Raw genomic sequence first — 13,439 nt, forward strand, 5'->3', positions numbered from 1 at the left:
AATTATTCCACTCCTTCTGTCAGTACACGCGATGGGTACTGGTCAATGTCGTAAAGCTGTTTAGCGACATCATCGGTATAGTTACGGATTGGGCTGGCAAATAACGTCATAACAACCGATAACGACAGAAGCATAACAACGGCGGCTCTTTTTCCTAAAGGAGCCGATTGCTCATTCGCTTTACCTGACAGTGTGTGCCAGAGCATTTTACTTCCCGCCCGGGTCACTGAAATCAGCATAATAAGGGTTGCGCCTAACATGGCACCCCACAGCCAAAAAGTTGCACCGGTCGGGCTTGCCGATTCCATAATCATAAGTTTTCCGACAAAACCTGACAGAGGTGGTAAACCAATTATTGCTATTGCAGCAATTAAAAACATGACTGAATAAGCAGAGTGATTGGCCATTTTCTTGCCTGATACGATGCGTGATGCGGTTTTACCACGTTCGAACGCAATAAGGTCGGCTAGTAAAAATAATGCGCCAGTGATAAAGGTTGAGTGGATTAAGTAAAACAGCATGGCTCCGGTTGTCGCTATGCCATTCAAGCTGTAGGTTGCGATAAGTGTGCCAATTGAAATGACGACTAAATAAGCCACAAGCAAGCGCAAGTCGCGAGCCCCGATAATTCCGATAGCGCCGGCTAGCATGGTAATAAGACCCATAACCCAAAGCCAGTCATGTGCAATGAGTGCGAGTTCATTAGCTTCAGGGCCGAAAATGAGTGTGTAGACCCGAACTATGGCGTAAACCCCAACTTTTGTCATTATTGCGAATAGAGCGGCAACAACTCCGGTTGTTGTGGAATAGGCCTGAGGCAACCAGAAGTGCAGCGGCAGGATAGCGGCTTTAATGCCGAATACTATCAATAGCATCATACCACCGGCTTTAGCTAAGGCGGCCTGATCTCCGCTTAATTGCTGGACTTGGGTAGCAAGGTCAGCCATATTCAAAGTGCCTGTAACACCATATAGAGTGCCGACACTAATTAGGAAAAGTGCTGAACCTAAAAGGTTGAGCAACACGTAGTGCAAGGTCGTGCGCAAACGGAATTTTCCTCCGCCGTGCATCAATAGTGCGTACGAGGAAATCAGGAGGACTTCGAAAAAGACGAATAAGTTGAAAATATCGCCGGTAGCAAAAGCCCCCATAATGCCCATAACCTGAAACTGAAATAATGCCTGAAAGTGAGAGCCAAGATTATCTTCGGCATAACAACCGTAGATGAGCACCGGTAACGCTAGTATTGCCGTTATCAGCATCATCAGAGCACTAAGTTTGTCCACCATCAGGACGATTCCAAATGGCGCGGACCAGTTGCCTAAGGCATAAACAATCATCTGATCCTGGTTAACCTGAACAAGTAGGGCAATACTCAGTATCAAGGTTAATATACTAGACAGCAGGCCTATAGCCCTGCGTTTTGGCTGCGGTCTGTCTCCCCAGGGAAGAAGCTGTAGCAGCGCTGCCATTAACGGCACCAAAATAGGAAGTATCGCCAAATGTTGTTGCCACATTAGCGGTTGCCCTCCGTGCTGTTATCCTGCTGGTTCACTTCGTCTGTTCCTATCTCGCCACGGGCACGCACAGCCAGAATAATTGAATACGCTGTCATGGCGAAACCGATAACGATAGCCGTTAGAACCAATGCCTGAGGTAAAGGGTCGGCATAGGTTTCCTGAGTACCATAAATTGGTGCCCCGTCTATTGTCAGACGACCAGTTGAAAATAGAAATAAGTTAACGGCATAAGACAGCATTGTAATGCCGACGACCACAGGAAATGAACGGCCGCGCAGAATAAGAAAAACACTGCATGCGGTCAAAATACCAACGGTAACAGAATATAAAGTTTCCATTAATGCCCCTCATGCGTTGGGCGATGACGTGTCGTCATCTTCCCGAAGTTACTTAAAATCATCATAGTAGCGCCCACAACCGTTAGGAAAACGCCAAGATCGAAGAGTAAAGCCGTGGCAAATTCAAATTTACCAACCACGGGCCAGTCTAAATAGGTAAACCAGGAAGTAAGGAAAGGTTTACCAAACAACCAGCTACCAAGGCCGGTAAGCGCGGCAATTAAAACACCAAACGACATTAGAGATTGATAATTAACGCTAAAACGTTCTTTCATCCAGTCGACACCATTGGCAATGTATTGCAGGATCATCGCCGAGGCGACAATCAGACCCGCAATGAAACCACCACCCGGTAAGTTATGGCCTCTCAGGAAGATATAGGCAGCAACTACCATTGCCATTGGTAAAATAATGTTGGCGACAGTTGTTAACATCAATGGGTGTCTAATTCTATGCCAGGGACGTCCGTCAATATCACTGGAAGGCATAAATGGTTTTAGCTTATTAAGCAGCTTATGAATACCTGCAGCAGCTATTGCCAGAACGGTAATTTCCCCTAAGGTATCGAAACCACGAAAGTCCACCAGAATGACATTCACTACGTTGGTTCCACCACCACCGGATTTTGCATTCGCGAGGAAAAAGTCCGAGATGCTTTCAAACGGTGAGGTCAGTATTGCGAAATTTAAGGTAGCGACAATACCACCTATAAAGCTGGCAATGATTATGTCACGAAAAACTCGGTGGCCAGAAGAGGCCCGACTGGTTTTTTGTGGCATAAAGAACAACGCCAGTATCATTAATATAATACTGACCACTTCGACAACCAACTGAGTCATGGCCAGATCCGGTGCCGAGAAATGCGCGAAAGCTAATGACACGACCAATCCAACCACCGATAGCATCATTAACATCACAAAGCGATTGCGGTGCAGTGTAGCAGTGGCAAATGCTGCGGATATCAGGACGATAGCACCAACCATGCTAACCATATCAACAGGCAATTGAGGTTTGCCACCAGTCACCACACTTAGGTCACTTAACGAAGGCAACAACACCACAATAACGCTGATAAGAACAAAAGCAATGTAGCGTTGTAAGGAACCAGTGTCTAAGCGCTCGTAAAAATCAGCTGCGGCATCAGAGGTTTTTTGTACAAGGCGTTCAAAATTGTGTTTAGCGTCCTGTCCGTCAAATTGGCGATTAAATGTAAACAGTTGGTCGCGGGAAAGGTATATCAGAATGCCGCCAACCACTGCGACTACGCTCATTAACAGAGGCATGTTAAAGCCGTGCCAAAGCGATAGCTTTACTTCAACAGGAGAGCCGGTAACAGCCGCCGCAGCCTGGTCAAGTATACCTGAGACCATAGTCATTGGCGCGATGCCGATAGCGATACAAAGCAACCCAAGCACAGCAACAGGTGCGGACATCATGCGTGGTGGGTCATGTGGTTTTTTGGGTAGCTCTTTGTAGTCGCCGTTAAAGAAAACATCGTGAATAAAGCGAATTGAGTAAGCCACTGACAGCATGGCACCGACAGTAGCCAATATAGGAATAAACCATGACAGCCCGCCGAATAAATGTTGCTGTAAAGCCTGATCCAGGAAGAGCTCTTTAGACATGAACCCATTGAATGGCGGTATTCCTGCCATTGAGGCCGCGACAATCATGGCGAGAGTCGCTGTTATTGGCATCAGGCTCATAAGTCCTTGCAGCTTGCGCATATCACGAGTGCCTGATTCATGGTCAATAATACCTGCGGTCATGAACAGTGCGGCTTTAAAGAAAGCGTGGTTAATAACATGAAATAATGCGGCTATTACGGCACCTTGGGTGCCTATCCCCAGTAGCATGCAAATAAGACCCAGATGGCTTACCGTAGAGAAGGCGAGTAAACCTTTCAGGTCGTGCTTTAACAAAGCAAAGTAAGCGCCGACTAACATGGTAATTAAGCCGGTCAATGTAACCAGAGTAAACCAAAGCTCCGTTTCTGCTAGTACCGGATGAAAACGAGCTAATAGGAAGATGCCAGCTTTTACCATGGTCGCGGAGTGTAAGTAAGCACTTACAGGAGTTGGCGCCGCCATGGCATGTGGTAGCCAAAATTGAAATGGAAACTGGGCTGACTTAGTAAAGGCCCCTAATAAAACGAGTATTAAAGCCGGAACATAGTAAGCATGTGCTTTTATCTGGTCTGCTGCGGCGAATACGGTATCCAGTTGGTAGCCACCGGCTATGTGTCCAATGATCAGTAACCCGGCTAATAGGGCCAGACCTCCGGCGCCGGTGGTTGCCAGTGCCATGCGGGCACCGCGGCGTGCATCACTGCTATGGAACCAGTAACCTATAAGTAAAAAAGAAGAAATGCTAGTCAGTTCCCAGAACACCCACATTAGTAAGATATTATCTGCCATAACGATGCCTAACATCGATGACATAAATAAAAGCAGGCAAGCATAAAAACGAGCTTCATCGTCATTACTGCTTAAATAGTAGTGGGCATAGCCAATAATCAGGACACCTATGCCTAAAATGAGCCCCACGAAAAGCAGTGATAAGCCGTCCAGACGCACGGCGAAATCGAGCCCTATACCCGGCAGCCACTCCACCATTTGTTTAGGTACTTCACCGGCAAGCGTAGCGGGCGCGTACTGAAACAAAACAATTAAGCAGAAAATAGGAACAAGTAATGTAATCCCAGTCTTTATCGGTCGCGACGCTTGCTTAAATAATAGCGGTAAGAGCGCACCAAAGAATGGGGCAAAAATAATGAATAGCAGATTCATACCATAGAAGTCCCAAGTCAGCCTGTGCTCTTATAATAAGGTATACTTACCTGAGCAACGTAAAGTATTGAATTTACCATTGGTTCTGCCGCAATCCAACTAAACTAAACCCTTAAGATAGTGAATTCACCTTACGCCTACGAAATTTTCTGAGATTACCCTACCACTTCCAAAATTTATCTGTTACACTTCGCGACCCTTTTTATAAGGGAAAAACCAAAGGCAGCACGACCCGAGAGGGTCTGTTTTTTTAACTAAGCGGGGCACTGAAATGATCCAAATGCAAACTACCCTGGACGTTGCCGATAACTCCGGCGCGCGCAGCGTACAATGTATTAAGGTTCTAGGTGGTTCGCACCGTCGCTACGCAAACATCGGCGATATCATCAAAGTTACTGTCAAGGAAGCAATTCCGCGCGGTAAGGTGAAGAAAGGCGATGTAGTGAATGCGGTGGTCGTTCGCACCAGAAAAGGCGTCCGTCGACAAGACGGGTCGGTCATCCGTTTTGACCGCAACGCGGCTGTGTTGTTGAATAACAACCAACAGCCCATTGGCACACGTATTTTCGGGCCGGTAACTCGTGAACTGCGTTCAGAGCAGTTTATGAAGATTATCTCGCTGGCACCAGAAGTACTATAAGGAGTCAATTATGGCGGCAAAAATTAAACGTGATGACGAAGTAGTCGTCCTGGCAGGTAAGGACAAGGGCAAGCAAGGCAAAGTCCTGAAAGTTCTTACCGATAAAGATCGCGTGATCGTGGAAGGCGTCAACGTAGTCAAGAAACACCAAAAGCCAAATCCGGCTCTAGGTGAATCTGGTGGCATCGTTGAACAAGAAGCAGCAATCCACATTTCGAACGTAGCGATCCTTAACCCAGAGACAGGTAAAGCAGATCGTGTTGGATTTCGTATTGAAGATGGCAAGAAAGTTCGCTTCTTCAAATCGAACAACGCAATCATTTAATTCAAACTTGGAGTTTTACGATGGCGAAACTGCATGATTTTTACAGAGAATCGGTAGTTCCTGAGCTTATGAAAGAGTTCAGCTACAACAGCGTCATGCAAGTCCCTCGGATTGATAAAATCACCCTTAACATGGGTGTTGGTGAAGCTCTGGCTGACAAAAAAGTACTTGATAACGCAGTGGCTGACCTAGAGGCTATCTCTGGTCAAAAGCCAATTCGTACTGTGGCACGCAAGTCTGTCGCCGGTTTCAAAGTCCGTGAAGGCTTCCCGATTGGCTGTAAAGTAACTCTGCGCGGCGAGCGCATGTGGGACTTTTTGCAACGCTTAATTTCGATTGCAATCCCACGTATCCGTGACTTCCGTGGCCTGAACCCTAAATCGTTCGATGGTCGTGGTAATTACAGCATGGGTGTTCGTGAGCAGATCATCTTTCCGGAGGTCGACTATGACAAAGTCGACAAGGTACGTGGTCTGGATATCACCATTACCACAAATGCTGGCACAGATGACGAAGCTCGTGCTTTGCTAGCTGCCTTTAACTTCCCGTTCAGAAAGTAAGGTGTAGAGTTATGGCAAAACAGTCAATGAAAGCGCGTGACGTGAAGCGAGCTAAAATCGCTTCAAAATACGCAGAAAAACGCAACGCACTGAAAACGGTCATTAATGACCCTAAAGCATCAGACGAAGAGCGTTGGGAAGCCGTACTTAAGTTGCAACAGCTCCCACGTGATGCCAGTCCGACGCGTCAACGTAACCGTTGTCGTATAACTGGTCGTCCTCATGGTTTCCTTCGTAAATTCGGCATGAGCCGAATCAAGGTCCGTGAGATGGCGATGCGCGGTGAAATTCCTGGCTTGAAAAAAGCTAGCTGGTAAGCCACGAATCACGGGAGAAAGCAAATATGAGCATGCAAGATCCAATTGCGGATATGTTCACACGCATTCGCAACGCTCAAGGTGCTAACAAAGTAACGGTTAAAATGCCGTCTTCTAAGCAGAAAGTGGCGATTGCTCAAGTTCTGAAAGAGGAAGGTTTTATTACTGGTTACAGTGCCGAGAGTACTGTTAAACCTGAGCTTGAAGTCGAATTGAAGTATTTCGAAGGCAAGCCAGTAATTGAAACAATCGAGCGCGTTAGTCGCCCTGGTCTGCGTATCTACAAGAAACGCAACGAGTTGCCTAACGTAATGGGTGGCCTTGGCATCGCAGTAGTTTCGACGTCTAAAGGCCTGATGACTGATCGTGCCGCTCGCCAAGCTGGTCTTGGTGGCGAAATTATCGGTTACGTAGCGTAATTAGGAGGTAGGAAATGTCACGTGTTGCTAAAGCACCCATTGAAATTCCTGCTGGCGTTGAAGTTACGCTAAATGGCCAGGAAATCACGATTAAAGGTGCCCAAGGCTCACTGAGTCGTGTTGTAAACGATGCAGTTGAACTGGTAAAAGATGAGAGTGAGTTACGTACTAACGCCCGTGAAGGCGTTGCTAACTCAACAGCTCAAGCTGGTACGGCTCGCGCATTGTTGCAAAACATGGTGGTCGGAGTCACTAAAGGATTCGAACGTAAGTTACAGCTGATAGGTGTTGGTTACCGTGCGCAAGCACAAGGTAAAAAACTGAACTTGACGCTAGGCTTTTCGCATCCTGTGGAGTTCGAGATTCCTGAAGGAATCACAATCGATACTCCGACTCAGACTGAAGTCGTCGTTAAAGGTGCAGATAAGCAGTTAGTTGGTCAAGTTGCCGCTAACATTCGTGCATACCGTAAACCTGAGCCTTATAAAGGCAAAGGTGTTCGTTATGCTGACGAGCAAGTGCGCCGTAAAGAAGCCAAGAAAAAGTAGGGTAATACGATGGACAATAAAGCAGCTCGCTTACGTCGTGCTACTCGCGCACGTAAACAAATTAAAGAGTTGGGTGCAAATCGCCTGGTCGTTCACCGTACACCACGGCATATTTACGCGCAGTTGATCGCACCTAACGGTTCTGAAGTGCTGGCAGCCGCATCGACTGCAGAGAAAAGTGTCCGCGAAGGGCTTAAATCTACAGGTAATGTAGACGCAGCCAAAGTCGTGGGCAAAACTATCGCTGAACGAGCGATTGAAAAAGGCGTTAAAAACGTGTCTTTCGATCGTAGTGGTTTTAAATACCACGGTCGCGTAGCCGCATTAGCGGACGCAGCTCGTGAAGCCGGACTTCAGTTCTAGGAGACGAACATGGCAAATGTAGAAGCTCAAACCGGTGAACTGATAGAGAAGTTGATCACAGTAAATCGTGTAGCAAAAGTAGTTAAAGGTGGTCGTATCTTTAGCTTCACTGCACTGACTGTGGTTGGCGACGGTAAAGGTAAAGTCGGTTTTGGTTATGGTAAAGCGCGTGAAGTACCCGCTGCTATTCAAAAAGCAATGGAAAAAGCACGTCGCAATATGGTTACCGTTCAACTGAAAGGCGACACTTTACAGCATCCTGTTAAAGGACGTCATTCAGGTTCACAGGTATACATGCAACCTGCTTCAGAAGGTACGGGTATCATCGCTGGTGGTGCAATGCGTGCGGTTCTGGAAGTTTCAGGTGTTCATAACGTGCTGTCAAAGGCATATGGTTCAACCAACCCAATCAACGTTGTTCGCGCGACTATCAAAGCGTTGAACGGCATGAAATCGCCGGAGCAAGTTGCGGCGAAGCGTGGATTGCGCGTTGACGAAATACTGGGGTAGTGAACAATGGCGAAAAAGACAATCAAAGTAACACAGACGCGTAGCTCTATCGGTCGTTTGCCGAAGCATAAAGCTACACTACGTGGCTTGGGTCTCCGCCGCATTGGTCACACAGTAGAGTTGGAAGACACTGCTGCAGTCCGCGGTATGGTGAACCGAGTTAATTACATGATTAAGGTGGAGGGATAAGCGATGGAACTTAATACACTTGCTCCCGCACCTGGTGCAAAAAGCAGCAAAAAGCGCGTTGGGCGTGGTATTGGTTCAGGTCTTGGAAAGACTGGCGGCCGTGGTCACAAAGGGCAGAAGTCTCGCTCTGGTGGCTCAGTCAAGCCAGGTTTCGAAGGCGGACAAATGCCAATTCAACGTCGTCTGCCAAAATTTGGTTTTACTTCTCGCAAGGCTATGGTCACAGCGGAAGTAAACTTGGCAGAAATCGCGAAGGTTGACGGTGATACCGTTGAATTGGCGACTTTGAAAGCAGCAGGTCTCGTTCGTAAGAACGTACTACACGCTAAAGTCATCAAATCTGGTGAGTTAAGTCGTGCTGTGACTGTAAAAGGTCTTAAAGTCACCAAAGGCGCTCGCGAAGCTATTGAAGCTGCTGGCGGCAAAATCGAAGGATAGAGCAAATGGCTAAACCAGGATTGGAATCAAATCGAGCGCAAGGTGGCTTGTCGGAACTTAAGCGTCGCCTGCTGTTTGTGTTAGGAGCGATTATCGTTTTCCGAGCGGGCTCCTTTGTGCCTATTCCTGGTATTGATGCCGCTGTATTAGCTCAGCTATTCGAACAGCAGAAAGATACCATCGTTGCCATGTTTAACATGTTCAGCGGTGGTGCCTTAGAGCGCGCGTCAGTATTTGCATTAGGTATTATGCCGTATATTTCGGCTTCGATTATTATGCAGTTGGCTAGCGTGGTACATCCACGCTTGGCTGAGCTTAAGAAAGAAGGTGAGTCTGGTCGTCGTAAGATTAACCAGTATACGCGGTGGGGTACTTTAATACTGGCAACGTTCCAGTCGATTGGTATAGCTACAGGCTTGCCAAACTTAATGCCCGGACTAGTAATAGACCCTGGCTTCGGCTTCTATTTCACTGCTGTAGTGAGCTTAGTCACGGGAACTATGTTCCTTATGTGGTTAGGCGAACAGATTACTGAGCGTGGTATTGGCAACGGTATCTCTATCCTGATCTTTGTGGGTATTGTTGCAGGTTTACCTTCCGCTATCGGCCAGACGGCTGAACAAGCGCGTCAAGGTGACTTGCACCTGTTATTGTTGTTACTAATTGGGGTTGTGGTTTTAGCAGTAACTTATTTCGTTGTTTTTGTGGAACGTGGTCAACGTCGTATCGTCGTTAACTATGCGAAGCGTCAACAAGGTCGTAAGGTATTTGCTGCGCAAAGCACACACTTGCCATTGAAAGTTAATATGGCTGGTGTTATTCCTCCAATTTTTGCGTCAAGTATCATTTTATTCCCGGGTACCATCGCCACTTGGTTTGGCTCTGGTGACGGTATGGTTGCAGACTTTTTGCAACAAGTATCGATGACATTGTCTCCCGGTCAGCCGTTATATGTGTTATTGTACGCGGCTGCGATAATCTTCTTCTGTTTCTTCTATACTGCGTTGGTATTTAACCCTCGCGAAACAGCTGACAACTTGAAGAAGTCAGGTGCGTTTATTCCGGGGATTCGCCCAGGTGAACAAACCTCAAGATACATCGATAAAGTAATGACGCGTTTAACATTAGCAGGCGCACTGTACATTACCTTTGTCTGTTTGGTTCCGGAGTTCATGATGATTGCATGGAATGTGCAATTCTACTTCGGCGGTACATCTTTATTGATTATCGTAGTTGTTATCATGGACTTTATGGCACAGGTTCAGACTCATATGATGTCGCATCAATATGACTCTGTCCTGAAAAAAGCCAATCTAAAAGGCTACGGCCGGTAAGATTGGGTAGAACGGAGAGTAGCAATGAAAGTTCGTGCTTCCGTGAAGAAAATCTGTCGTAACTGCAAAATCATCAAGCGTAACGGTGTAGTTCGCGTTATTTGCACTGATGCTAAGCATAAGCAACGACAAGGTTGATTCGAAGGAAAGGCTTGCGGCTTAATCGCCGCGGCCTTTGAAGTATTTGCAATTCGGCAATCGGTTGAGTATCCTAACGGGCTTTTCAACTGAAGCCTACAAACTGAAGGAGACGTGTTAGTGGCCCGTATCGCTGGCATTAACGTTCCTGACAATAAGCATGCAGTCATAGCTTTGACTGCAATCTACGGTGTTGGCCGTACTCGTTCACAGCAGATTCTTGCTGCTACGGGTATCGCTGAAGACACCAAGATTGGTTCATTGTCAGAAGACAAACTGGACGCGCTTCGTGACGCTGTATCAAAGTTCGCCGTAGAAGGTGATCTGCGTCGTGAAGTATCTATGAACATTAAACGTTTGATGGACCTCGGGTGTTTCCGTGGACTTCGTCATCGTCGTAGCTTACCTCTACGTGGGCAGCGCACTAAAACAAATGCGCGCACTCGTAAAGGTCCGCGCAAACCAATTAAGAAATAGGGGGATTGAGTAATGGCTAAAACACCAACTCGCTCTCGAAAGCGCGTTAAAAAGCAGGTCGCCGATGGCATGGCTCATGTGCATGCATCTTTCAACAACACCATTATTACCATTACTGATCGCCAGGGTAACGCACTAGCGTGGGCTACCGCAGGTGGATCAGGGTTCCGTGGTTCACGGAAATCAACGCCGTTTGCAGCACAGGTTGCAGCAGAACGTGCAGGTGAAATGGCGAAGGAATACGGACTGAAAAACCTGGAAGTATTTGTGAATGGTCCAGGCCCAGGTCGTGAATCATCGATTCGTGCCCTGAACGCCGTTGGTTACAAAATCACAAATATTACCGATGTGACACCGATTCCTCACAACGGTTGTCGTCCGCCTAAGAAACGTCGCGTTTAAGGCGTGAATCGATAGTTGGAGAAAGATCATGGCTAGATATTTGGGTCCAAAGCTCAAGCTGAGCCGTCGCGAAGGAACAGATTTGTTCCTGAAAAGCGGCGTTCGCGCAATCGATTCTAAATGTAAGATCGAAACTGCACCAGGACAACATGGCGCTCGTCGCGGTCGTTTGTCAGATTACGGTGTTCAGTTGCGTGAGAAACAGAAAGTTCGTCGTATGTACGGCGTACTGGAAAAGCAATTTCGTAACTACTACAAAGAAGCTGCACGACTGAAAGGCAATACCGGTGAAAACCTGTTGCAGTTGCTGGAACAGCGCTTGGATAACGTAGTGTATCGCATGGGTTTTGCGTCAACACGCGCAGAAGCTCGTCAGCTGGTCAGTCACAAAGCAGTTGTTGTGAATGGTCAGGTAGTGAACATTCCATCGTTCAAGGTTCGTCCTGAAGATGTCGTTTCTGTTCGTGAAAAAGCGAAGAAACAGGCACGTATCGGAGCAGCACTGGAGCTTGCAGAACAACGCGAGAAGCCAGTCTGGATAGAAGTAGACAACAACAAATTGGAAGGTGCATTTAAACGTCTTCCAGAACGTAGCGACTTGTCTGCTGAAATTAACGAACAGTTGATCGTAGAGCTTTACTCTAAGTAAAGCTTAAGCATAGAGAGAGGACACAATGCAGGGTTCTGTTACCGAATTCCTAAAGCCGAGGTTAGTCGACATCGAGCAAATCAGCCCGACTCATGCCAAGGTGACACTGGAGCCTCTGGAACGCGGCTTTGGTTATACACTAGGTAATGCGTTACGTCGCATTTTACTGTCGTCAATGCCAGGCTGTGCAGTGACTGAGGTTGAAATCGATGGCGTGCTGCACGAATACAGCAGCAAAGAGGGCGTTCAGGAAGATGTCATTGAAGTTTTATTAAACCTGAAAGGGCTGGCAGTCAGCGTTGAAGGTAAAGATGAAGCAACTCTGACTTTGAATAAATCCGGAGCAGGTCCTGTAACAGCAGGCGATTTCACCCACGATGGTGATGTTGAAATCGTTAATCCTGAGCACGTTATCTGTCATCTGACAGGCGACTATGAACTTGTTATGCGAGTGAAAGTCGAACGTGGTCGTGGTTACGTGCCTGCGGCATCTCGTCAGTCCGCTGATGATGATGAACGTCCAATCGGTCGTCTTTTAGTCGACGCGTCGTTCAGTCCGGTAGAACGCATTGCATATTCTGTAGATGCGGCTCGTGTTGAACAGCGCACCGACTTAGACAAGCTGGTTATCGAAATGGAAACCAATGGTACATTGGATCCAGAAGAAGCTATCCGCCGTGCAGCAACAATTTTAGCTGAACAGTTGGATGCCTTCGTAGAACTTCGTGATATCAGTGAACCGGAAGAAAAAGAAGAGAAGCCGGAGTTCGATCCGATCCTTCTACGTCCGGTAGACGACTTGGAATTGACTGTTCGATCTGCGAACTGCTTGAAAGCAGAAGCGATTCAGTACATTGGTGACTTAGTACAACGCACTGAGGTCGAGTTATTAAAAACTCCGAACTTGGGTAAGAAGTCGTTGACTGAAATCAAAGACGTGTTGGCTTCACGTGGTTTGTCTCTTGGCATGCGCCTTGAGAACTGGCCACCAGCCAGCTTAATTGACAACGACTAAGGTCACCTTAGTAATAGATTTACTGAGAAGGGTATAGGTATGCGCCATCGTAAGAGTGGTCGTCAACTAAATCGAAACAGCAGCCATCGTCAGGCAATGTTCCGCAACATGGCAAGTTCTTTGGTGCGTCATGAGATCATCAAGACGACTTTGCCTAAGGCAAAAGAGTTACGCCGCGTTGTTGAGCCATTGATCACAATGGCAAAACAAGACAGCGTAGCAAACCGTCGTCTTGCGTTCGCACGCACACGTGACAAAGAGGTTGTCGGCAAGCTGTTTAATGAATTAGGCCCGCGTTATGAAGAACGCCCAGGTGGTTACACTCGCATTATGAAGTGTGGCTTCCGTACAGGTGATAACGCTCCAATGGCTTACATTGAATTAGTTGGTCGCCCAGAAGTTGAAGAAGTTGAAGAAGTAGCTGAAGAAGTTACGGAGTAAACCGCTTCGGAAAGTTAAAAAGCCGGC

Annotated in this window: 20 protein-coding genes; 17 read left to right on the forward strand and 3 right to left on the reverse strand. The window is 47.1% G+C overall.

Annotated elements, in window-relative coordinates; all coding sequences use genetic code 11:
- Positions 1-2: 2 nt before the first annotated feature.
- From RJ32_RS11985 to RJ32_RS11995, 3 genes are read right to left on the reverse strand one after another with little or no spacing between them, the layout of a single operon-like run.
- Entirely contained in the window at positions 3-1,517 is a 1,515-nt protein-coding gene (locus RJ32_RS11985; RefSeq protein ID WP_034822540.1) for a monovalent cation/H+ antiporter subunit D, read from the reverse strand.
- A complete protein-coding gene (locus RJ32_RS11990) occupies positions 1,517-1,858 on the reverse strand; it encodes a Na+/H+ antiporter subunit C (RefSeq protein WP_011235138.1) in 342 nt (113 codons plus the stop codon). Before RJ32_RS11990 ends, RJ32_RS11985 begins: the two co-directional genes overlap by 1 nt.
- The gene (locus RJ32_RS11995) at positions 1,858-4,647 is read right to left on the reverse strand and encodes a monovalent cation/H+ antiporter subunit A (RefSeq protein WP_034822542.1); all 2,790 of its coding nucleotides are present in this window, start codon (positions 4,645-4,647) and stop codon (positions 1,858-1,860) included. Before RJ32_RS11995 ends, RJ32_RS11990 begins: the two co-directional genes overlap by 1 nt.
- A gap of 271 nt (positions 4,648-4,918) precedes the next feature.
- Between RJ32_RS11995 and rplN the strand changes: the two genes are divergently transcribed.
- The 17 genes from rplN to rplQ all read left to right on the forward strand — a co-directional run bounded on the left by rplN (position 4,919) and on the right by rplQ (position 13,412).
- On the forward strand, positions 4,919-5,287 hold the full coding sequence (rplN, locus tag RJ32_RS12000; RefSeq protein ID WP_006956444.1) for a 50S ribosomal protein L14: 369 nt from the start codon (positions 4,919-4,921) through the stop codon (positions 5,285-5,287).
- 10 nt (positions 5,288-5,297) lie between these two features.
- Entirely contained in the window at positions 5,298-5,612 is a 315-nt protein-coding gene (rplX, locus tag RJ32_RS12005; RefSeq protein ID WP_034822544.1) for a 50S ribosomal protein L24, read from the forward strand.
- Positions 5,613-5,632: 20 nt separating this feature from the next.
- Positions 5,633-6,172, forward strand: coding sequence for a 50S ribosomal protein L5 (gene rplE, locus RJ32_RS12010; RefSeq protein ID WP_011235135.1), 540 nt, complete (start codon positions 5,633-5,635; stop codon positions 6,170-6,172).
- Positions 6,173-6,183: 11 nt separating this feature from the next.
- Entirely contained in the window at positions 6,184-6,489 is a 306-nt protein-coding gene (gene rpsN, locus RJ32_RS12015; RefSeq protein WP_011235134.1) for a 30S ribosomal protein S14, read from the forward strand.
- A 26-nt stretch (positions 6,490-6,515) separates the two neighbouring features.
- On the forward strand, positions 6,516-6,908 hold the full coding sequence (gene rpsH / locus RJ32_RS12020; protein ID WP_011235133.1) for a 30S ribosomal protein S8: 393 nt from the start codon (positions 6,516-6,518) through the stop codon (positions 6,906-6,908).
- Between the two features lie 14 nt (positions 6,909-6,922).
- Entirely contained in the window at positions 6,923-7,456 is a 534-nt protein-coding gene (gene rplF, locus RJ32_RS12025) for a 50S ribosomal protein L6 (protein ID WP_034822546.1), read from the forward strand.
- A gap of 9 nt (positions 7,457-7,465) precedes the next feature.
- Complete coding sequence (rplR, locus tag RJ32_RS12030; RefSeq protein WP_011235131.1) at positions 7,466-7,819, forward strand: 50S ribosomal protein L18; 354 nt, start codon at positions 7,466-7,468, stop codon at positions 7,817-7,819.
- Positions 7,820-7,828: 9 nt separating this feature from the next.
- Positions 7,829-8,329: a 30S ribosomal protein S5 gene (gene rpsE / locus RJ32_RS12035; protein WP_011235130.1), complete on the forward strand. Its 501-nt coding sequence runs from the start codon at positions 7,829-7,831 to the stop codon at positions 8,327-8,329.
- 6 nt (positions 8,330-8,335) lie between these two features.
- Positions 8,336-8,518, forward strand: coding sequence for a 50S ribosomal protein L30 (gene rpmD, locus RJ32_RS14555; RefSeq protein WP_011235129.1), 183 nt, complete (start codon positions 8,336-8,338; stop codon positions 8,516-8,518).
- 3 nt (positions 8,519-8,521) lie between these two features.
- Positions 8,522-8,956: a 50S ribosomal protein L15 gene (gene rplO, locus RJ32_RS12040; RefSeq protein ID WP_011235128.1), complete on the forward strand. Its 435-nt coding sequence runs from the start codon at positions 8,522-8,524 to the stop codon at positions 8,954-8,956.
- 5 nt (positions 8,957-8,961) lie between these two features.
- Positions 8,962-10,290: a preprotein translocase subunit SecY gene (gene secY / locus RJ32_RS12045; protein ID WP_034822548.1), complete on the forward strand. Its 1,329-nt coding sequence runs from the start codon at positions 8,962-8,964 to the stop codon at positions 10,288-10,290.
- A gap of 24 nt (positions 10,291-10,314) precedes the next feature.
- Complete coding sequence (gene rpmJ / locus RJ32_RS14560) at positions 10,315-10,428, forward strand: 50S ribosomal protein L36 (protein WP_006956433.1); 114 nt, start codon at positions 10,315-10,317, stop codon at positions 10,426-10,428.
- A gap of 120 nt (positions 10,429-10,548) precedes the next feature.
- On the forward strand, positions 10,549-10,905 hold the full coding sequence (rpsM, locus tag RJ32_RS12050; protein ID WP_011235126.1) for a 30S ribosomal protein S13: 357 nt from the start codon (positions 10,549-10,551) through the stop codon (positions 10,903-10,905).
- A 12-nt stretch (positions 10,906-10,917) separates the two neighbouring features.
- Positions 10,918-11,307, forward strand: a complete 390-nt coding sequence (rpsK, locus tag RJ32_RS12055; RefSeq protein ID WP_011235125.1) for a 30S ribosomal protein S11 — start codon at positions 10,918-10,920, stop codon at positions 11,305-11,307.
- Between the two features lie 28 nt (positions 11,308-11,335).
- The gene (rpsD, locus tag RJ32_RS12060) at positions 11,336-11,956 is read left to right on the forward strand and encodes a 30S ribosomal protein S4 (protein WP_011235124.1); all 621 of its coding nucleotides are present in this window, start codon (positions 11,336-11,338) and stop codon (positions 11,954-11,956) included.
- A 25-nt stretch (positions 11,957-11,981) separates the two neighbouring features.
- A complete protein-coding gene (gene rpoA / locus RJ32_RS12065) occupies positions 11,982-12,971 on the forward strand; it encodes a DNA-directed RNA polymerase subunit alpha (RefSeq protein WP_011235123.1) in 990 nt (329 codons plus the stop codon).
- A 39-nt stretch (positions 12,972-13,010) separates the two neighbouring features.
- Positions 13,011-13,412, forward strand: coding sequence for a 50S ribosomal protein L17 (gene rplQ, locus RJ32_RS12070; protein WP_034822551.1), 402 nt, complete (start codon positions 13,011-13,013; stop codon positions 13,410-13,412).
- The last annotated feature ends 27 nt before the right edge of the window (positions 13,413-13,439 follow it).

Source organism: Idiomarina sp. 28-8 (assembly GCF_000320945.2).
Taxonomy (GTDB): domain Bacteria; phylum Pseudomonadota; class Gammaproteobacteria; order Enterobacterales; family Alteromonadaceae; genus Idiomarina; species Idiomarina loihiensis.

Coding starts and splice junctions, on each gene's coding strand:
- rpsH (WP_011235133.1), top strand. CDS start 6,516: ATGAGCATGCAAGATCCAATTGCGGATATGTTCACACGCATTCGCAAC.
- rpsD (WP_011235124.1), top strand. CDS start 11,336: ATGGCTAGATATTTGGGTCCAAAGCTCAAGCTGAGCCGTCGCGAAGGA.
- rpmJ (WP_006956433.1), top strand. CDS start 10,315: ATGAAAGTTCGTGCTTCCGTGAAGAAAATCTGTCGTAACTGCAAAATC.
- rplE (WP_011235135.1), top strand. CDS start 5,633: ATGGCGAAACTGCATGATTTTTACAGAGAATCGGTAGTTCCTGAGCTT.
- rpsN (WP_011235134.1), top strand. CDS start 6,184: ATGGCAAAACAGTCAATGAAAGCGCGTGACGTGAAGCGAGCTAAAATC.
- rplN (WP_006956444.1), top strand. CDS start 4,919: ATGATCCAAATGCAAACTACCCTGGACGTTGCCGATAACTCCGGCGCG.
- RJ32_RS11990 (WP_011235138.1), bottom strand. CDS start 1,858: ATGGAAACTTTATATTCTGTTACCGTTGGTATTTTGACCGCATGCAGT.
- rplR (WP_011235131.1), top strand. CDS start 7,466: ATGGACAATAAAGCAGCTCGCTTACGTCGTGCTACTCGCGCACGTAAA.
- rpmD (WP_011235129.1), top strand. CDS start 8,336: ATGGCGAAAAAGACAATCAAAGTAACACAGACGCGTAGCTCTATCGGT.
- RJ32_RS11985 (WP_034822540.1), bottom strand. CDS start 1,517: ATGTGGCAACAACATTTGGCGATACTTCCTATTTTGGTGCCGTTAATG.
- rpoA (WP_011235123.1), top strand. CDS start 11,982: ATGCAGGGTTCTGTTACCGAATTCCTAAAGCCGAGGTTAGTCGACATC.
- rplO (WP_011235128.1), top strand. CDS start 8,522: ATGGAACTTAATACACTTGCTCCCGCACCTGGTGCAAAAAGCAGCAAA.
- secY (WP_034822548.1), top strand. CDS start 8,962: ATGGCTAAACCAGGATTGGAATCAAATCGAGCGCAAGGTGGCTTGTCG.
- rplX (WP_034822544.1), top strand. CDS start 5,298: ATGGCGGCAAAAATTAAACGTGATGACGAAGTAGTCGTCCTGGCAGGT.
- RJ32_RS11995 (WP_034822542.1), bottom strand. CDS start 4,647: ATGAATCTGCTATTCATTATTTTTGCCCCATTCTTTGGTGCGCTCTTA.
- rplQ (WP_034822551.1), top strand. CDS start 13,011: ATGCGCCATCGTAAGAGTGGTCGTCAACTAAATCGAAACAGCAGCCAT.
- rpsE (WP_011235130.1), top strand. CDS start 7,829: ATGGCAAATGTAGAAGCTCAAACCGGTGAACTGATAGAGAAGTTGATC.
- rplF (WP_034822546.1), top strand. CDS start 6,923: ATGTCACGTGTTGCTAAAGCACCCATTGAAATTCCTGCTGGCGTTGAA.
- rpsK (WP_011235125.1), top strand. CDS start 10,918: ATGGCTAAAACACCAACTCGCTCTCGAAAGCGCGTTAAAAAGCAGGTC.